We start from the raw sequence: 18,862 nt of genomic DNA, 5'->3' as shown, positions 1-18,862 counted from the left end.
ACCGAGTCCTTGACCGGGTCCGGGGCGGGTGACGGCGGCGGCACCGCGGCGCGCGGCGGCGCCGGGGCGAACAGCCAGTCCACGGGCGGCTGGGCCAGCGGTCGGACCAAGCGGCGTACCGGCGCCGAACCGAGCACCGCCGCCAGCAGCACCGCGCACAGCACCAGGCCCACCACCTCGGCCGGCCGGTCCGCCCGCGCGATCCAGCCCAGCTCGCGGAAGGGCAGGATGACCAGCGGGTGCAGCAGGTAGATGGTGAAGCCGCCCGCGCCCAGCGCGGTGACCATCGGCAGCCGCCGCCGCGGCATCAGCCTCAGCATGCAGAGCACGAGAGCGGCGGCCGAGGCCAGCACCGACAGGCGGACGACCCAGGCCCACTCCAGGCTCAGCGGATCGGCGGCGGAGTAGGCGTGCCGCATGGACAGCCAGTTGCCCTTGATGTCCTCGTGCCACAGCCATCCGGCGGCGACGGACGCGAGGACTCCGGCCACCGCCACGGGCAGGGTCCTGCGGCTGGTGAACCAGCCGTCCAGGAAACCCTGGCCGATGCGCCAGCCGAGGTAGAACAACGGCAGGTAGACGAGGGTCCGGCTGGCGGAGAAGGAGAGCCCGAACTCGTCGACGTAGCCCACGGCGAGGGCGATCCCCGTCGTCACGAGCAGCGGATGACGCAGCTGCACGACCAGCGGCAGCAGCAGCCGCCAGAAGAACAGCGACATCAGGAACCACAGCGTCCAGGGGAGCTGGACGACATGGAGCCTGAACTCGGCCCCGAGCAGGCGGTTCTCCAGCGAGAAGATCAGACTGAAGACCAGCGCGGGCAGCACGATGCTCCGCATCAGTGTGCGCAGGCGGCGGGGCCCGAGCGGTCCGGGGCTGCTGAACACCCCGGCCAGCATCACGAAGGCGGGCACCCGGAAGGCCCAGCTGGCGATGTGGAAGGAGTGCAGCACCTCCACCTTCGTCATGATGCTGCCCGTCGTGTGCAGGATCACGATCAGCGTGGCGGAGACGAACCGGGCGTTGTCCCACCACGGGTTCCTGGCCCCGTCCGCCCTGTCACCGCGGGCGGCCCCCGCCGGCTCGGGGACCCGCGTCGCGTTCCCGGACGCGGTCCGCGCGTCCCGCCCGTCCCGTGCGGCCGGTCCGCCGCCCTCCGCCCGGTCGGCGGTCGCGGCGGGTCCGTGCGGTGACTTCTCCATCGTGGCGGCAGGCTCCTGACTGCGATGCGCAGTGGCGTGTGCCCGCTGCGCTGCTGATCGGCGTCAAACGGTGCCGAGGCCCGGGAAGGACGCGGTGGCGGGAGTCTGAGCGAAGGGTGAACTCCGCGTGCACGCCGGGGGCTCAGGAGCGCCGCGGCGCCAGTGACCGGCGCAGGAGCGGGGTCAGCGGCCGCTCCACGTACCGGTGCAGCAGCCACGCCAGGCCCAGCATCAGCCCCACCGTCAGCGGCAGCGTGGCCGAGGAGGGAAGCCCGAGCCCGCGGTGCAGCCCGGCCACGGCCACCCAGCCGAGGTGCTCGTGCACCAGGTAGAAGGGGTAGGTGAGGGCCCCGGCGACCGTCAGCCAGCGCCAGTCGGCCCACCCCAGCCGGCCGAGTGCCACGGCGGCCACGGCGGCGAAGCCCAGGGTGACCACGGCGATGATGACGGCGGCGGAGCGGTACGAGAAGTAGTGCGCGCCCGCCGGGTGCCACAGCCCCTCGACGGCGGCGCGCTGGCCGAGGAGCCAGCCGGCCGCGGTGATGCCCCAGCCGACGGCGTCGCCGTGGTCGCGGTGCACGAGGTACAGCCCGATGCCGCCGATGAAGAAGGGCGCGTACTCCGGCATGACGACGACGTCGAGCAGTTCGTGGCCGAGGCCCTGGGCGATCGCGGCGGCCAGGGTCCAGCAGGCGCAGAACAGGACGACGCGCTGCCGGACCGAGCCCGACCTCGGCAGGACGACGCACAGTGCGAACAGGGCGTAGAAACGCAGCTCCGCCCACAGCGTCCAGCAGACGCCCAGCACCCGCTCGGCGCCCAGCGGCTGCTGCAGCATCGTGAGGTTCACCAGGGCGTCCGTCGGCCTCACGTTCTCGTACGCCACCCAGGGCAGGGCGAAGACCAGGACGACCAGCGCCACGGCGGCCCAGTAGGCGGGGTACAGGCGGGAGGCACGGGAGGCGAAGAAGGAGCGCAGCGGGCGCCCCCAGCCGCTCATGCAGATGACGAAGCCGCTGATGACGAAGAAGACCTGGACGCCCAGGCAGCCGTACGCGAACCACTCGTGGGCGGTCGGGAACTGGATCTGCGAGGCGGACCCCCAGGCGCGGGAGATGTCACCGTTGCGCCCGCCGTAGTGGTACGCCGCGACCATCAGGGCGGCCAGCAGGCGCAGGCCGTCCAGGGCGCGCAGCCGGGACGGCCGGCGCGGGGCGGGGCCGCCGCCGGCACCCGGCGCCGGAGCGGCCCGGTCGAGGACGGCGGTGGCCGCTCCCGCGGACGCCGCTCCCGCGGACGCCGCTCCCACAGACGCCGCTCCCGCGGGCACCGTTGCCGGCGACGCGGTCCTCTGCTGCCCGGCCCCGCGCGGACCGGCGGGACTGATCGTCATTACTGCCCCTCGCACCTCTCGTACGGCCTCGGACCGCCTCACCCTACGGGCCGCGCACGCGTCCGCCGTGCCACTCGCACGAGCGGCCCGGGGAGCGGAACCCGCCGTTCGCCGGGCCGATGCGGCGAGTTCATCCCCGGGTCGGTTTCGTTTCCTAGCGTGACGCCGAACCGCAACCTTCCGGCGGGGCAGCTGACGCTTGGAGCACCATGACCATGGCCCGCACCAGATGGCCGAAATCGCGTGACGGGGAGACCCCGGCCGCATCCTCGGACGGTAGTCCGGAGTACGACCGGATCCGTCCCACAGAAGTCGAGGAGTGCCTGCGTGCCTGCGCGGTGCACAGCGGCAAGATGGTCGGAAGCCTCGACCGCAGGCGCGCCGAACTCGCGGAGAAGCTGCGGCAGGTGCTCGCCGCCCACGCGATGGCGCAGGGTGCGGCCCCCGCGGCCCCGTCCGGGGGCGGGGCCAAGGAACTGCTCAAGCGCGCCGCCAAGGGCGTCGCCGGCACCGCCGTCGGCGGCGGGGGCACGCTCAGCGGGGATGTGCTCGACCCGCTGCTCGCAGTCGGCAACAAGGCCCTCGAATGCGGTTACGACGACGAGCTGAGGCTCGCCCTGCTGGTCGCCGACACGGTGCTGACGCAGCGCAGGAACTCACGGGCCGGCTGGCGGCTGCGGGCCAGGACCCTGGAGGCGATGGGCCGGCAGGCGGCCACCGTCGAGGCCTACGAGCGCTATCTCGCGCTGACCGACGAGGACGGCTTCGGCGTCGCACCCCGGATCGCCGGCCTGCGCGAGTCGGCGCGGCGCCAGCACGAACTGCTGCGGCTGCTGGAGCGGGACTCGCCCCGCGCGGTGACGTACGGCCACGGGCCCGTCACCGACGCGTGGGCCGAGGGGCTCGCGCTGAGCGACGCGGGGAACTGGGAGGACGCCGAGCCCCGGCTCGTCGGCGCGCTCCTCGCCATGGAGCGCGAGGACAGCCCGGTCCAGGAACTCCAGGAGGCCCTCGGCCACTACCTCGGACTGCGCATCGCGCGGGACCCGGGCCGGGGCGGCTCGATCGGTGAACTCCTGGAGCACTACGCCGAGATGCGCCGCGGCCGGATGCGCGGGCCCATCGCGGACCCGCTGCTCGGCGGCGTCGAGTGGCTGAGCCTGGGCGAGTTCCGCAACCAGATCGCCGGCAAGTCGATCTGCCTGATCGCCAATTCGGGCCGGGTCGGCAGCAGCGGCATGGGCCGCGAGATCGACGACTACGACCTGGTCGTCCGCTTCAACTCGTACAAGATCGACGCGCCCCACACCGGCCGGCGCACCGACATCCACGCCACCATCCACAAGCACGGCTTCAACTGGGACCAGCCGGTGACCACCCGGCTGGTCTACGGCGGCATCTCCAACGACTGGAAGTGGTCGCTGCGCAACCGGCTGGTGCCCGGCGCCCAGAAGTACCTCGGCGACGAGTCGCTGCGCTGGCCGCTGCGCAACATCGGCAAGGTCGGCGCCGAGGAATGGGCGTCCATCCCGACCACCGGCTTCAACACGCTCTGGCTGCTCGACTTCCTGGACGTCAGCCCGACGCTCGACCTCATCGGCTTCGACTTCTACGAGACCGGGGCCTACCGCCTCCAGGCGGCCATGAAGATGGCCATCACCTCCGTGCACGAATACACGAGCGAAAAGGCGTGGGTCATGGAACGGGCCCAGAGCGTGACCGACATGAGGATATCCCTGCGATGACCGCCCCCCAGACGACCGCCGCCGCCGTCCCGGCACCGGCCCCGATACCCACCGGCGCGAACGAACTCACCGGCAAGCGGCGCGTCGCCTTCGCCAGCTTCGTGGACGAGAACTACCTGCCTGGCTTCCTCGTGCTGCTGCGCAGCCTCGCCCTGTCCAACCCCGGTGTCTGCGAGGACTTCCTCGTCCTGCACGACGGACTGCGCCCCGCCTCCGTCGCCCGCATCAGGGCCCTGCACCCGCGCGTGGAACTGCGCCGGGTCGACGCCGGGCACTACGACTCGTACGCCAAGGGCGACCAGGACAACTACCTGGTGCGCAAGGCGTACTTCATCCTCGACGTGTTCCGCGTCCGGGACTACGACACCATCATCACCCTCGACACCGACATGGTGGTCCTGGGCGATCTGGAGGAACTGCTGCGGCTGCGCGAGGGCCTGGCCGCCGTGCCGCAGTTCTTCTACGGGCAGCACAAGCTCAACAGCGGACTCCTCGTCATCCAGAAGGAGTTCCTCAGCGACGAGTTCTGCGCCCGGATCGACGCCACGGGGCGCAGCGGCGACTACGAGCTCGACAAGCACGACCAGGGCATCCTCAACGCCGTCCTGGACGGCGACTTCATCCAGCTCGACCCCCGCTACAACTACGTCAAGCGGCGGCTCTCCGGTGACCTGCCCGTCCCCGACGACGTGGCGATCCTGCACTTCACCGGGCGGCACAAGCCCTGGCAGGGCGGCGAGCAGGGCTACGGGCAGGCGGAGCAGCGCTGGCGCGACTTCGAGCTGTCCGACGCGGAGTTCCACGCCGCGTACATGGACGCGCCCGGCAACAAGCACCACGACCTGATGGTGCACTTCGGCACGCCGCACGTGAAGCGCACCGGCCACGTCGAGAGCGCCCGCCGGGTGGCCGCCGCGCACATCGCCGCGGGCGAGTACCAGGAGGCCGTGGACCTGCTGAGCGGGGTCGACATCCCCGTGGACGAGGCATGGCCGCACGAGGTGCTGGGACACGCGCTGATGAGCGTGTCGCGCTACGAGGAGGCCAGGGCGCAGCTGCTGCTGGCCACCGCCGCGCCCAACCGCGCCCCCACCGCCTTCGCGCGGCTCGCCCAGATGGCCTGGATCCACGGCGACGACGAGTCGGCGCGCGAGTACGCACTGGCCGGGCTGCGGGTCGACCCGACCCACCGCTCCAACCGGCTGATGCAGCAGCGCACCACGGACGTGCCGAAGCCGCGGGAGGGCGCGCCGGAGGAGCAGCTCGCGCACGTCGCCTTCTACATGGAGAAGCAGGGCAACGCCGGTGACAAGCTGCTCCCGGAGACCGTCCGGCTGACCTTCGGCACCGACACCGGGCCGCGCCGCTGGCACTCCGTGCACGCCCACCGGCTGTTCGGCGAGGAGGCGCTGGCACGGGTCAACGCCCGGCGCGGGCTGGTCATCGGCGGCGGCGGGCTGTTCATCCCCGACACCATGCCGAACGGCAACAGCGCCTGGCAGTGGAACGTGCCGGACGAGATGCTGAACGCCATCGACGTGCCGATCATGGTGTACGCGGTCGGCTTCAACGCCTTCGACGGTCAGTCGTACCGCGCGGGCCGGTTCAACGCCAGCCTGCGGCTGCTGGTGGAGAAGGCGGCGTTCTTCGGACTGCGCAACCACGGCTCCATCGAGAAGGTCCGCTCCCTTCTCCCGGCGGAACTCCACGACAAGGTGCGCTTCCAGCCGTGCCCGACGACGGTGACCCGGCAGCTGGTGGAAGGCTGGACCGACCCGCTGGTCCGTGAGAACACCGTCATGATCAACGCCGCGTACGACCGGGCCGGCCTGCGCTTCGGCCACGACTACGGGCACTTCCTGGCGGAGATGGCCAAGGCGGTCAGGGCACTGGGCGAGCACGCCGAGGTGCAGTGTGCCGCGCACTCGCTCGACGACGAGAAGATCGCCTTCGACCTGCGGCGCGAGCACGGCATCTCGATGCCGGTCGTCCCGATGTACGACTTCGACAACGACGCCATCAGGGGCACCTACGCCCGCACCAAGCTGGTCATCGGCATGCGCGGCCACGCCGGAATGATCCCCTTCGGCTGCGGCACGCCGATCATCAGCCTGATCTCGCATCCGAAGATGGCGTACTTCCTGTCCGACATCAAGCGCCCCGAGTGGGGCATATCCGTCCACGACAGGAACCTGGGCGACGTCCTCACCGAGCGTGCCGTGGACCTGCTGGAGGACCACGCACGCACGGTGGCCGACGTGCACGGCCGGCAGCAGGAGCTGTGGAAGGTCACCCAGGAGAACGCCGCGGACCTGCGCACGATCCTGGGCGCGCCGCTGAGCTGACGTGCACCGCACGCACAGGGGGCCGCTCCTTGAAGGAGCGGCCCCCATGCCGTTGCCCGCCGGGGCGGCGGGCGACGGGGCGGTCAGCGGCGGACGGCGCGCCCCAGGGAACGGGCGCGGCGGACCACGCGGCGGGCCGTGGCGTTGCGCGGCAGGAAGGCGAGGCGGGCCGGGATCCCGCCCGGCAGGCCGAGCGAGGTGAGCCGCTGGCGCTTGAAGTAGCGCATGGTGCGCGGGTTCAGATGTGCCGTCAGGTAGCGCTCCGCCACAGGGCGCAGGCCCGGGTGGATCCGGTCCTGCATCACGAAGCCCACAGTGGAGATCAGCCCGGTGAGATCCTCGGGCTCCTCGATCCGGTCCGACTCCAGGTCGGGCAGCAGCGCGTCGGCCAGGGTCACCGGGACACGGTTGCTGTTCTGGTACGGCGAGAGCCGGTCGAGCAGCAGGTCCGTACCGACCCGGGCCACGGGCAGCCCGTACAGCGCGCGGGCCGTGAACAGCGCGGTCGAGAAGCAGCCGACGACGAGTGCCGGGCGGACGCGCTGGTAGAGCACCTCCGCCAGGACGGGCATGTCCACCACGGTCAGCTCCGCGCCCAGCTCCGCCGCCGCGTTCTCCAGCGCGCTGCCGTAGCGGGCGGGCGCCGACGGGTGCGGCTTGAAGACGATCCTGCGGTGGCCGCGCGCGAACGCGCCCCGCAGCATCCGCACATGCAGTCCCTCCTCCTGCTCGGGGGAGAGGATCGACAGCGCGGACAGGTACTGGCCGAGCAGCAGCGCGGGCCCCTGGGCCGTGGAACCGGTGGACGGGAGGTCCGGTCGCGGCGCCGCCTCGCCGATCTCACCGAGGACCTTCAGGAAGGTGTCGCTCGGCACGATCTCCGGCTCGACCCCGAACTCGGTGAGCAGCAGCGGCTTCAGACCCGGTACGAGATCGAGGTGCAGCAGCCGCCGCACCCGCGAGCCCACCTGGGGGTCGATCCTGTTGCGGGTCGGGCCGTAGCTCATCAGCCCGTCCGCGTACACGGTGACCGGAGCGTCCGTGAAGATCTGCGCCAGGGTGAGGGCGGGGCTGACCTGGATGGACTCCACCGCCAGCTCGACCCGCTGGTCCTCGCCGATGCCCCACAGCAGCCTGACGTACCGCTCCCACAGGGGCAGGTCGTCGGGGCGCGGTTCCCAGCCGCCGGGGTGGAAGGGGCGGATGGCCTCGTTCCAGGAGACCACCCGGTCGAAGCGGTCGCGCAGCCGTTCGAAGCCGGGCATCTCGTCGACGGGCGTGGAGGTCTCCGGAGTCGCCGTGTTGGTGCTGACCAGCAGCAGCCTGCGGCCGGCCGGGCCGAAGCGGCCGGCGTCGATCGCGGCGGCCACCGTCGCCGCGCCGTACAGGGAGGACACGTAGAAGATCTGGGTGGTGCGGGAGACTGCGGAGAGGGACATCAGGCGGCCGCCTCACCGGAGGAGGCGGCGACGACACGGCGGCGGATCCGGCGCAGTTTCGCGGACCGCTGCATGTCCATGGAATCGAGCACTTCGCCGAGGATCTCCTGCGGCATGCGTTTTATGGCCGCGGCGCTCATCGCGCGCAGCCGTTTTGCGACGGCCGGTTCGAACCTCTCGATGGAACCGAGATGGTGGGCGATGATGGCGCAGTAGGTCCGCACGGCCTTGGGGAGCAGTTTCTCCGCGTCCGGATCCTGCGCGGTTTCCTCGATCACCTGGTCGAAGGCCCGGATGAAATCGAGCTGCCGCACATCCCCGATCTGGGTGAGTGAGGACGCCACACCGCGACGGTAGAAGAGACCGAGCATTCCCACCACCGCGAACGATTCCGCCTCCCGGTGCAGCCGCCAGATCCACGGCCGGTCCTCCGCCGTCCGCAGCCCGTGCGTGAAGTGCAGCAGGCCGGCGTCGACGAGCCGCCGGTGGTAGATCCCGGCCCAGGCGTACGGGTAGTCCACCGAGGTGGTGCGGTGCGCGGGCAGGATCGCGTCGCGCGGGCGCAGTACCTCGCCGCGCGGGCCGTGCGGGTGCCGGTGGACGGTGCGGGCGCGCGCCGTGCACTGCACATGGTCGGTGCGCACGAAGTCGCAGCCCAGGCCCTCGATGGCGGCCAGCAGCCGCTCGTAGTGGCCGGGGGCCAGCCAGTCGTCGCCGTCCAGGAAGGTCAGGTACTCGCCGCGCGCGGCGTCGATGCCGGTGTTGCGGGCGGTGGCCAGCCCCTCGTTGTGCTCGTGTCTGACGAGACGCGCCCCCGGGAGTTCACGTACCGCCCTGCGGAGGATCTCCTCAGTGCCGTCCGTCGAACAGTCGTCGACGAGAACGAACTCGAAGTCCTCGCGGGCGTTCGCGCGCAGGGATCTCAGGGCATCGGGGGCGTAGCGCTGAACGTTGTAGAACGGCACGACGACGGAGAGCTTTACCACCCGGCCGACCGTAGTGGCGGGCCAGAGCCGAGGCCTGACGCCATTCCGGCGCCCAGGTGAACGAAGAATGGCGGAACGGTTAACCACGTTTCCAAACGGAGGCGTACGGGTGTTCCGGCGGGGTGATTCCCCATTCGTCGATGTGCTGTTAACCCTTTGTTGCTGCCGAGTTGGGCCTCCCATCGGAATGCCTTCCTAGCGTCGTCGACGTGCCAGCAAGGACCACTGACCCCGCCGGCCCGCAGCGCCCGGACGACTCGCCGCTGAGGGTCGCCGTACTCGCCGATTCCGACACCCGATGGAAATGGGGTGCCCTCACCGCGCACCGCGCCGTCGCGGAACACCGGCTCGACGGCTTCCTGCTGCGTGGCCGGGCCACCCCGACGCCGCGGCAGCTCGAAGAGGTCGGGGTGCGCGCGGACAGCCTGCGCGAGGTGACCGCCGTCGAGTTCCTCCAGGAGATGGGGGACGAGACGTACGACGTGGTCGTGCTGGCCCTCGTCGGCGGCGGGGCGCAGGCCGTGCTGCACGGTCTGGCCCGGGTCTGGGAGGGCCGGGAGCGGCGGCCCGTCGTCGTCACCGGCTACGTGGGCGTCGTCTACGAGAAGCTCGCGGACGGCCTGCTGCTGCGGCACGGCGCCGACGTCGTCCTCGCCAACTCCCGGCACGACGCGGAGCGTTTCCGCGCCGTCTACGAAGGAGTCGGCGCCGACGCGTCGAGCGTGACCGAGACCGCGCTGCCCTTCCTGGGCGGCGCGCGCTACGAGGGGAAGCCCGACGGCCGCCCGTACACCGTGGTGTTCGCGGCACAGCCCTCCGTGCCGGACAACCGCAGGGACCGCACCTACCTGCTGCGCCGGCTCGTCGAGCACGCCCGCTTCCACCCCGACCGCGAGGTGCTGCTGAAACTGCGCAGCAAACCGGGCGAGCACACCACGCACATCGAGGAACTGCCCTATCAGAAGCTGGTCCAGAAGCTGCCCGGCGGGGCGCCGCCGCCCAACTTCCGCCTGGTGTACGGGCACATGGGCGAGGTGCTCGACCGCACCGACCTCCTGGTCACCGTCAGTTCCACGGCCGCCCTGGAGGCACTGCACCGGCGCATCCCGACGGCCGTGCTGACCGACCTCGGCGTGCGCGAGGCCCTCGGCAACCACCACTTCATCGGCTCCGGCTGCCTCGCCTCCTGGGACCGGCTCGACGCCGGCCACGAGCCGCAGGCCGCGCAGGACTGGGTGGCCCGGCAGGGAGTCGCCGCCGAGGGGCCGTACGAGACCGCGTTCGACGAAACGCGAAAGCGCGTCGCCGAACTGCTCCGCCGGCCCGGACTGCCGCCCATCGCCCCGTACTACACCCCGGCCACCGCGCCCGGATACCTCCCCGGCATCCTCGCCCGCCACCACCTCGGCCCCGACGGCACGCCGCTGCCCGGCGCCGCCGCCCCCGCCAGGGAGGCGGGCCCCGTGCGCCGCATCGTCCGGGAGGCCGCCCGCGGCGCCTACCGGCACGGCGTCCAGCGCGTCGCGCCCGTGATCCGCCGGATGGGCGAGCTGTGACCGCCGACCCCACCACCCCTGGAGTTCCCATGGCCCGCGTGCTCGCCGTCATCCCCGCGAGGGGCGGCTCGAAGGGCGTCCCCGCGAAGAACCTCGCCCCCGTCGGCGGTGTACCGCTGGTGGCCCGCGCCGTACGCGAATGCCTCGCCGCCCGCCTCGTCACCGACGTCGTCGTCTCCACCGACGACGCGGGCATCGCCGCCGTCGCCCGCGGCGCCGGGGCCGAGGTCGTCCTGCGCCCCGCCGCCATCGCCGGCGACACCGCCAGCAGCGAGGCCGCCGTGCTGCACGCCATGGACGCCCACGAGGCGACGTCCGGCGCGGCGGCCGACGTCGTGCTCCTCGTCCAGTGCACCAGCCCCTTCCTCACCAGCGACGACATCGACGGCGTCGCCTCCGCCGTCGCCGAGCGGGGCGCCGACAGCGCCATGACGGTGGCGCCGTTCCACGGCTTCGTGTGGCGCGACGGCGACGGCGACGGCGACGTCGCCGACGCCGCGTGCGACGGCGTCGGCGTCAACCACGACAAGTCCTTCCGCCCGCGCCGCCAGGACCGTCCGCAGGACTACCTGGAGACCGGCGCCGCGTACGCCATGGACGCCGCAGGGTTCCGGGCGGCCGGGCACCGCTTCTTCGGCCGCACCGAACTCGTCCGCACCGACCCCGCCCGGGTCCTCGAAGTGGACGACCCGCACGACCTGGCCCGCGCCCGCGCCCTGGCGCCGCTCTTCGACGCGGCCCGGCCGGCGGCCCCCGACGAGGCGACCGGCGCCCGCCTCCCCACCCTCGACGACATCGACGCGGTGGTACTCGACTTCGACGGCACTCAGACCGACGACCGGGTGCTGATCGACTCCGAAGGACGCGAATTCGTCTCCGTGCACCGCGGCGACGGTCTCGGTATCGCCGCCCTGCGCAGGGCGGGGCTGAAGCTGCTGATCCTGTCCACGGAACAGAACCCCGTGGTCGCCGCCCGCGCACGGAAGCTCAAGATCCCCGTGCTGCACGGCATCGACCGCAAGGACCTCGCACTGAAGCAGTGGTGCGAGGAGCAGGGCATCGCGCCGGAGCGCGTGCTCTACGTCGGCAACGACGTCAACGACCTCCCCTGCTTCGGCCTCGTCGGCTGGCCGGTGGCGGTCGGATCCGCCCATGACGTCGTGCGCGGCGCCGCACGCGCGGTCACCGCCGCACCCGGCGGGGACGGCGCGATCCGAGAGATCGCGGCATGGATCCTCGGCCCCTCTCTCGACTCCCTCCACAGTTAAGGAACCATCACCCATGAGCACCTCCCGCCTCCGCGCCCTCGGTTCGAAGACGGCCGGCCCCGGTCACCCCGTGTACATCTGCGGCGAGATCGGCATCAACCACAACGGCGAGCTCGACAACGCCTTCAAGCTGATCGACGTGGCCGCCGAGGCCGGCTGCGACGCCGTGAAGTTCCAGAAGCGGACCCCGGAGATCTGCACCCCGCGCGACCAGTGGGACATCGAGCGCGACACCCCGTGGGGCCGGATGACGTACATCGACTACCGGCACCGCGTCGAGTTCGGCGAGGACGAGTACCGCGCCATCGACGAGCACTGCAAGAAGGCCGGCATCGACTGGTTCGCCTCCCCGTGGGACACCGAGGCCGTCGCCTTCCTCGAGAAGTTCGACGTCCCCGCGCACAAGGTGGCCTCCGCCTCCCTCACCGACGACGAGCTGCTGCGCTCCCTGCGCGCCACCGGCCGCACCGTCATCCTCTCCACCGGCATGTCCACGCCGAAGCAGATCCGGCACGCCGTCGAGGTCCTCGGCAGCGACAACATCCTGCTCTGCCACGCCACGTCCACGTACCCGGCGAAGGCCGAGGAACTGAACCTGCGGGTCATCAACACCCTGCAGGCCGAGTACCCGAACGTCCCGATCGGCTACTCCGGCCACGAGACCGGCCTGCAGACCACGCTGGCCGCCGTCGCCCTCGGTGCCACCTTCGTCGAGCGCCACATCACCCTCGACCGCGCCATGTGGGGCTCCGACCAGGCCGCCTCCGTCGAGCCCCAGGGCCTGCAGCGCCTGGTGCGCGACATCCGCACCATCGAGGCCTCGCTGGGCGACGGCGTCAAGAAGGTCTACGAGTCCGAGCTCGGCCCGATGAAGAAGCTCCGCCGTGTCGCGGGCGTCGTCGCCGAGTCCGAGCAGCTCGTCAGCGCCTGAACCGGACCGACCTCCTGAGCATGTCACGTACGGCGCCGAGGGAGACCCCAGTGGAACCGACGCTCGCGTTCGTCGAGAGCCCCGTCCAGCTGCTCAACATCCTGGAATGGGCCCACGCGGACGCGCTGGCGACCGAGCGCGCGACCTTCGCGGAGCTCACCGTGGTCGTCCTCTCGCCGCTCGACCCGATGTCGCGCGGCCAGCTCCGCCGGATGGCGGAACTGGCCCGCGACGAGGGCATCGGCGTGCGCTGGCAGGAGGCGCGCGGCGGACCGGGCGCCCTGCTGCGCACCCTCCGCGAACTCGGCCCGGCGGTCCGCCGGGCCGAACGGGTCGTCGTCGGCGACCCGTTCTCCCGCTATGTGCAGCTGCTGCTCGCGCTCGCACGGGCGACGGAGATCGTCGTCGTCGACGACGGCACCGCCACCATGGAGTTCGTCACCCAGCTCGCGCGCGGCGAGCGCCTGGTGCGCTGGCACCGCAAGGGCCGGGCCGGTCTGCGCGACCGCGTGTTCGCGCCCGTCTCCGCCTCCGCCAGGCGCCGGCTCACCCCCGGCAGGGGCCGCACCGTCGAGGTGTTCAGCTCGATGCCGGTCCAGGCGCCCGAGGGCGTGCGGATCACCGCCAACGACTTCGGCTGGACCCGCTCACGCTTCGGCCCGCCCCGGCTGACCCGCGGCGCCGACCTCGTCGGCACCTCCCTCGTCGAGACCGGCGTCGTCGACCCCGGCCACTACCTCGACGCGGTCGCCGCCCTGGCCCGCGCCCACGGCGCCACCCGCTACTTCGCGCACCGCCGCGAGGCCGCGGAGAAGCTCCGCCTCCTCTCCGAGTCCACGGGCCTGGAGATCGTCCGCCCCGACCTCCCGCTCGAACTGATAGCGCGCCGGGGCCCCATCGGCCGGACGATCCTGAGCTTCCCCTCCACCGTCGTCCACACCCTCCCGCTGGCCCTCGCCGACACCGGCGTCCAGGTCGTGGTCTGCGACATCGCCCCGGAGTGGCTCACGGACAAGGCCTCCCCGCGCGCCCAGGGCTTCCTCTCCGGCGTCACGGACACGGCCCGCGACGTCCACCGCCTGACGGCGACGGCCCACACGGCCCCGGCGTAGTGCTTTCCCGACCGGCGAGCGGCCCCGCCGAAGCCTGAATGGCCGGCCCTCGGAAGAACGGGCCCTCTTTGCGCCGGCCTGATGTGCCGCGGCTACGGGCGGCCGTCGACCGGGACTGCCCGCACCCAGGTGCGGTCGCCGGTCAGTGATCCACGCCGTCCGTCGCTCCCCGGTCTCCTCGTAGCCGCAGACGGCGCCGGGGACTGCCAGATCGAGCACGGAGGCGAGGTCCCATGCCTGTTCGCGCGGCCGCAGGGCTGACCGGTGTGTCCTGCCTCGCGGCCGGGGCCGACGCGCTGTTCGCCGCGGCGGTTCTGGAGACCGGCGGCCGCCTGGTCGCGGTGGTTCCCTCCCGGGACTACCGGCAGGTAAAGGTCGCCCCCGGCCATGCCGACACCTACGACCGTCTCGTCCGTGCCGCGTCCGAGGTCCTGCTGCTTCCGTACACGACGGCGAACCGGCGGGCGTACGAGAGTGCGAACCGCACGATGCCGGCGCGTGCCGACCGCCTGCTCGCCGTGTGGGACGGCAGCCCGCCGTCCGGCAAGGGCGGCGGTACCGCGGACACCGTGCAGGATGCCCGCGGGGCCGGCATCCCCGTCGATGTGGTGTGGCCGGACGGCGCGGCCCGTCGTGGCCGGGTCACCCGCTCGTGATGGCCGACTCGACCGGGTGACGCCCTCGCGGGACAGCCGGGGGCGTCCTCACGGAGTCGGGTTCCCTGTCGCCGGCGCCGGCCCCCCTCGGCTCAGTCGTCCCGTGTGGCCAGCAGGCCGAACAGCAGCGGGATGCGCGGGGCCGAATCCGGGAGGCGCCACCAGCCGGATGCCGTGCGGACCATGTGGGGCCAGCGCGGCCAGGGGAGCTCGTCGCTCTCGCGGAGGCGGGCGACTCGCAGGCCTGCGCCCGTGAGGGCGCTGATCACCTCGCCGAGGCCGTGCATCCACTCGTAGCCCTCCGTGGCGCCCTGTACGGGCGGGCCGTCCGTGTAGGTGTGCGTCGAGTCCCGGTGGATCGCGCCCCTGCCGCCCAGGTAGTCGTGGCGCAGCAGCAACTCCGGGCCCTCGCCCTCGTCCGGCGTGGGACCGAGGGCATTGAGGAGCGGGTGGAACTCGGCGACGTAGAGGCGGCCGCCGGGGCGCAGCAGGCCGGCGACCACCCCGGCCCAGCGGTCGAGGTCGGGGAGGTAGCACAGGGCGCCCTTCCCTGTGTAGACCAGGTCGAAGCGTCGGCCCCCGAGGGCGCGGCCGGCGTCGTAGACGTTGCCCTGGACGTACTCGACGTCGAGGCCGGAGCGGTCGGCCAGGTCGCGGGCGGCGGCGACGGAGGCGCCGGAGAGGTCGAGGCCCACCGTGCGGGCCCCGCGTGCGGCGAAGGCGAGGGTCTCGGTGCCGAGGTGGCACTGGAGGTGCAGGACGTCGAGCCCGGCCGGGTCGCCGATGTCCTCCCACTCGTAGGGGGCGAACCAGCGGCCGGCCCAGAAGGCGGGGTCCCGGGTCTCGGCCAGGCCGTAGAACTCGCTGGCCACGTGGACGGGGGTGCGCGCGTCCCAGTTCGCCTGGTTGGCGCGGAACATCTCGCGGACCGCGCGGTCGAATTCCTCGGCGGAGTCCCGGGCCGGGTCATGAGCGGATTCTCCGGCCGGTTCCTCAGCGCGATCCTGAGCTCTCTGAGGCTGGTGAGGTCCTTGAAGCCGACGGGGCCGCTGGTGCTGCTGGGGCGGTTCGGATGCCTCGGTCATACGGATCATCCAAGCGCCTCGGCCGTCCCCGGCGCGGCCGGTTCCCGCTCCCGGGACCGTGCTCCCCGCCAAGGGCAGGCAAAAATTTCAAGATCAACTTCAGTGAGGGATTCGAGGAATCTACCCCTGCTGGCTTGCAGCTAAGCCTCCGCAGAGGAAACTTCTTCGCCCGAACGGCCTGATCTTTTGTTGATCGCCGGTTAGTAACTGGCCAAAAGGGCCTACCCTGCAAAGGGTGAGCCACGTGATGTCCCCCGAGTCCGCCACCGAGACGGGAGCCGAAGCCCCGTCCGGGGAAGCGATGCCCGGCGCTCTGCCGGAGATCCTGCGCGCCGAACTGGTCGCGTTCCGCCGCGACCTCCACATGCACCCCGAACTCGGCAACCAGGAGTTCCGTACGACCGCGGCCATCAAGGCGCGGCTCGAGAAGGCCGGCCTCGAACCCCGCGTGCTGGCGGCCGGGACCGGACTCGTGTGTGACATCGGCCACTGGGACGGCGTCCACCCGATGCTCGCCCTCAGGGCCGACATCGACGCGCTCCCGATCCCGGACACCAAGACCGTGCCCTACTGCTCGACCGTGCCCGACCGCTGCCACGCCTGCGGCCACGACGTGCACACCACGGTCGTCCTCGGCGCAGGCCTGGTACTGGCCGATCTGGCCCGGCAGGGGCGACTGCCCAACGCCGTGCGGCTGATCTTCCAGCCCGCGGAGGAGGTACTGCCCGGCGGCGCCGCCGACGCGATCGAGTTCGGCGTGCTGGACGGCGTCGGCAGGATCATCGCCGTGCACTGCGACCCCAAGGTCGACGCGGGCCGGATCGGTCTGCGCAAGGGTCCCATCACCTCGGCCTGCGACCGGCTCGAAGTGACCCTGGCCGGCCCCGGCGGCCACACCGCACGCCCGCATCTGACCACCGACCTGGTCATGGCCGCCGCCAAGGTGGCCACCGAGGCGCCCGCGCTGCTCCAGCGCCGGGTCGACGCCCGCTCGGGGCTCTCCCTCACCTGGGGCCGGATCAGTTCCGGCCACGCGCCCAATGTGATCCCGCAGGCCGCCGAGCTGTCCGGGACAGTGCGCTGCCTGGACCTGGAGGGCTGGCGGGAGGCCGCCGACATGGTCGTCGCGGCCATCGACGAGGTCGCGACCCTGCACCGGGCGAAGTGCGAGATCAACTATGTGCGCGGTGTTCCGCCCGTGGTCAACGATCCGGTGGTGACGGATCTGCTCCGCGACGCGATGGCGGCGCGGCGCGGATCGTATGCCATCGAGGACACCGAGCAGAGCCTCGGCGGCGAGGACTTCTCCTGGTACCTGGAGCACGTCCCCGGCGCCATGGCCCGCCTGGGCGTCCGCAGGCCGGGGGACACGGTCGGCCGTGACCTGCACGCGGGCGACTTCGACGTCGACGAGTCCGCGATCACGGTCGGCGTCGAACTCTTCACGGCCGCCGCCCTCCTCCACGGCCCCCACCCGTCGTCCTGAGGCCCGCCGCCCCGGCCGTTCCGGGTCCGGCCGTTCCGGGTCCGGCCGTTCCGGCCACGCCCGTTCCGGGTCCGGCCGTTCCGGGTCCGGCCGTCCCGGCCACGCCCGTCCCGGGGCCCGCGCCGCACGCCGGTGCCGCCCGGCTCTACCCGAGGGCGCCGCGCGACGTCAAGGGGACGCCCGGTCCGAAGCGGGGCTCCTCCGGCCGGGTGGAGATCGGCAGGGACTGTGCCACGCTGTTTGCGTGTCGTTGCGCGCTTCGGCCCGTCCAACGGTGCGACCGGTCGACACATGTCGTAAACCGGCTCGTCACACGGGGTTGGCGTCGATCCGATAACAGCTTCAGAACAGGGCTTTATCCGGCATCTACGCGCGTTACGATGCGGCGGAACCAGCGCCGGAAGAGGCGCTTTCGGTCAGGTTGAAGGAGCCTCCCTTGCGCCGTTTCACCCGGGTCGCCACAGTGGGCATCGCGTCCGCGGCCCTTGCTCTCAGCGCCACCGCATGCGGCAGCACCACCTCGTCGGAGGGCAACTCCGACAAGAAGGAGCCCAGCGCCGCCATCGCCTACGACATCGGCGGACGAGGCGACCAGTCGTTCAACGACGCCGCCTACGCCGGTCTCGAGAAGGCCGTCAAGGATCTCGACATCAAGGGCAACGACGAGGAGCCCTCCGAGGGCGAGTCGGACGCCGACAAGGTCCAGCGCCTGGTCAACCTGGCGAAGGCCGGCAACAACCCGGTGATCGGCGTCGGCTTCGCCTATGCGACCGCCGTCAAGGAGGCCGCCGCCAAGTACCCGAAGACCACCTTCGGCATCATCGACGACTCGACCAACAAGGCCGACAACGTCGCGAACATGGTCTTCGCCGAGGAGCAGGGCTCGTACCTCGCCGGTGTCGCGGCCGCCCTCACCACGAAGACCGACGTCGTCGGCTTCATCGGCGGTGTCGAGACCCCGCTGATCAAGAAGTTCGAGGCCGGCTTCGTCCAGGGCGTCAAGGACACCGACAAGAACATCGACATCAAGGTCCAGTACCTCACCCAGCCCCCGAACTTCGACGGCTTCTCCAAGCCCGACCTGGGCAAGGCCGCCGCCGAGGGCATGCTCGACAAGAAGGCCGACGTGGTCTACCACGCGGCGGGCGGCGCGGGCAACGGCGTCATCGAGGCCGTCGCCGGGGCCGGCAAGTGGGCCATCGGCGTCGACTCCGACCAGTACCAGCAGGAGGGTCTGGCCGACTACAAGGACAACATCCTGACCTCGGTCACCAAGAACGTCTCCGGTGCGGTCTACGACCTGATCAAGTCGGTCAAGGACGGTGACGCCAAGACCGGTGTCATCACCTACGACCTCAAGGTGGACGGCGTCGGCCTGGCCGACTCCAACCCCGACTTCAAGTCGAACACGAAGCTGGTCGAGGCGGTCGAGAAGGCCAAGCAGGAGATCATCGACGGCACGATCAAGGTCAAGACGACCCCGTAACGTCAGACCTCCCAGGGGTCCGGAGGGGCGGTCCTCGCGCCTCCGGACCCTTGATCACGTGGGCCTTCCGGCTCCTTATCGATTTGGCAGTGCTACGCGCGTAGACCGCCCTCTGGCACGATAGCTTCGCCCCGCCTGCCCTCCGCCCTCCCGCTCCTTCCCGCCAAGGAGA

At 71.8% G+C, this 18,862-nt stretch carries 14 protein-coding genes; 9 read left to right on the top strand and 5 right to left on the bottom strand.

Going from position 1 to position 18,862, the window contains the following annotated elements:
* Both GUY61_RS06145 and GUY61_RS06140 read right to left on the bottom strand, forming a co-directional pair.
* Positions 1 to 1,202: acyltransferase family protein (locus tag GUY61_RS06145; RefSeq protein ID WP_166629022.1), on the bottom strand; the 1,202-nt coding region annotated here is incomplete at its 3' end.
* 142 nt (positions 1,203 to 1,344) lie between these two features.
* A complete protein-coding gene (locus tag GUY61_RS06140; protein ID WP_166629021.1) occupies positions 1,345 to 2,595 on the bottom strand; it encodes an acyltransferase in 1,251 nt (416 codons plus the stop codon).
* Between the two features lie 215 nt (positions 2,596 to 2,810).
* Here GUY61_RS06140 and GUY61_RS06135 point away from each other — a divergent pair, with 215 nt between their 5' ends.
* Positions 2,811 to 4,340, top strand: coding sequence for a glycosyltransferase family 29 protein (locus GUY61_RS06135; RefSeq protein ID WP_243766213.1), 1,530 nt, complete (start codon positions 2,811 to 2,813; stop codon positions 4,338 to 4,340).
* The gene (locus GUY61_RS06130) at positions 4,337 to 6,685 is read left to right on the top strand and encodes a glycosyltransferase (RefSeq protein ID WP_166629019.1); all 2,349 of its coding nucleotides are present in this window, start codon (positions 4,337 to 4,339) and stop codon (positions 6,683 to 6,685) included. Before GUY61_RS06135 ends, GUY61_RS06130 begins: the two co-directional genes overlap by 4 nt.
* Before the next feature lie 83 nt (positions 6,686 to 6,768).
* Here GUY61_RS06130 and GUY61_RS06125 read toward each other — a convergent pair whose 3' ends face one another.
* Both GUY61_RS06125 and GUY61_RS06120 read right to left on the bottom strand, forming a co-directional pair.
* The gene (locus GUY61_RS06125) at positions 6,769 to 8,124 is read right to left on the bottom strand and encodes a polysialyltransferase family glycosyltransferase (protein WP_166629018.1); all 1,356 of its coding nucleotides are present in this window, start codon (positions 8,122 to 8,124) and stop codon (positions 6,769 to 6,771) included.
* A complete protein-coding gene (locus GUY61_RS06120; protein ID WP_166629017.1) occupies positions 8,124 to 9,110 on the bottom strand; it encodes a glycosyltransferase family 2 protein in 987 nt (328 codons plus the stop codon). The genes GUY61_RS06125 and GUY61_RS06120 overlap by 1 nt, the downstream gene beginning before the upstream one ends.
* A 209-nt stretch (positions 9,111 to 9,319) precedes the next feature.
* Here GUY61_RS06120 and GUY61_RS06115 point away from each other — a divergent pair, with 209 nt between their 5' ends.
* The 5 genes from GUY61_RS06115 to GUY61_RS06095 all read left to right on the top strand — a co-directional run bounded on the left by GUY61_RS06115 (position 9,320) and on the right by GUY61_RS06095 (position 14,633).
* Entirely contained in the window at positions 9,320 to 10,666 is a 1,347-nt protein-coding gene (locus GUY61_RS06115) for a DUF6716 putative glycosyltransferase (RefSeq protein WP_166629016.1), read from the top strand.
* A gap of 29 nt (positions 10,667 to 10,695) precedes the next feature.
* The gene (locus tag GUY61_RS06110) at positions 10,696 to 11,934 is read left to right on the top strand and encodes an N-acylneuraminate cytidylyltransferase (protein ID WP_166629015.1); all 1,239 of its coding nucleotides are present in this window, start codon (positions 10,696 to 10,698) and stop codon (positions 11,932 to 11,934) included.
* Positions 11,935 to 11,947: 13 nt separating this feature from the next.
* Positions 11,948 to 12,865: an N-acetylneuraminate synthase family protein gene (locus tag GUY61_RS06105; protein ID WP_166629014.1), complete on the top strand. Its 918-nt coding sequence runs from the start codon at positions 11,948 to 11,950 to the stop codon at positions 12,863 to 12,865.
* Between the two features lie 20 nt (positions 12,866 to 12,885).
* Positions 12,886 to 13,977 carry a hypothetical protein gene (locus GUY61_RS06100; RefSeq protein WP_166629013.1) on the top strand — a complete coding sequence of 364 codons (1,092 nt, stop codon included), beginning with the start codon at positions 12,886 to 12,888 and terminating at the stop codon, positions 13,975 to 13,977.
* A gap of 233 nt (positions 13,978 to 14,210) precedes the next feature.
* A complete protein-coding gene (locus GUY61_RS06095) occupies positions 14,211 to 14,633 on the top strand; it encodes a hypothetical protein (protein WP_243766212.1) in 423 nt (140 codons plus the stop codon).
* A 92-nt stretch (positions 14,634 to 14,725) separates the two neighbouring features.
* Here the strand turns inward: GUY61_RS06095 and GUY61_RS06090 are convergent, their stop codons facing one another.
* On the bottom strand, positions 14,726 to 15,553 hold the full coding sequence (locus tag GUY61_RS06090; protein ID WP_166629012.1) for a class I SAM-dependent methyltransferase: 828 nt from the start codon (positions 15,551 to 15,553) through the stop codon (positions 14,726 to 14,728).
* Positions 15,554 to 15,965: 412 nt separating this feature from the next.
* Between GUY61_RS06090 and GUY61_RS06085 the strand changes: the two genes are divergently transcribed.
* Together GUY61_RS06085 and GUY61_RS06075 are read left to right on the top strand one after the other, a co-directional pair.
* Positions 15,966 to 17,204: an amidohydrolase gene (locus tag GUY61_RS06085; RefSeq protein WP_166629028.1), complete on the top strand. Its 1,239-nt coding sequence runs from the start codon at positions 15,966 to 15,968 to the stop codon at positions 17,202 to 17,204.
* 436 nt (positions 17,205 to 17,640) lie between these two features.
* The gene (locus tag GUY61_RS06075) at positions 17,641 to 18,690 is read left to right on the top strand and encodes a BMP family protein (RefSeq protein WP_166629011.1); all 1,050 of its coding nucleotides are present in this window, start codon (positions 17,641 to 17,643) and stop codon (positions 18,688 to 18,690) included.
* The last annotated feature ends 172 nt before the right edge of the window (positions 18,691 to 18,862 follow it).

It is taken from the genome of Streptomyces sp. GC420 (assembly GCF_009916105.1).
In the GTDB taxonomy this organism is placed as follows: Bacteria; Actinomycetota; Actinomycetes; order Streptomycetales; family Streptomycetaceae; genus Streptomyces.
Note: the sequence above shows the minus strand (reverse complement) of the source record. Positions and strands in the feature narration are given on the sequence as shown.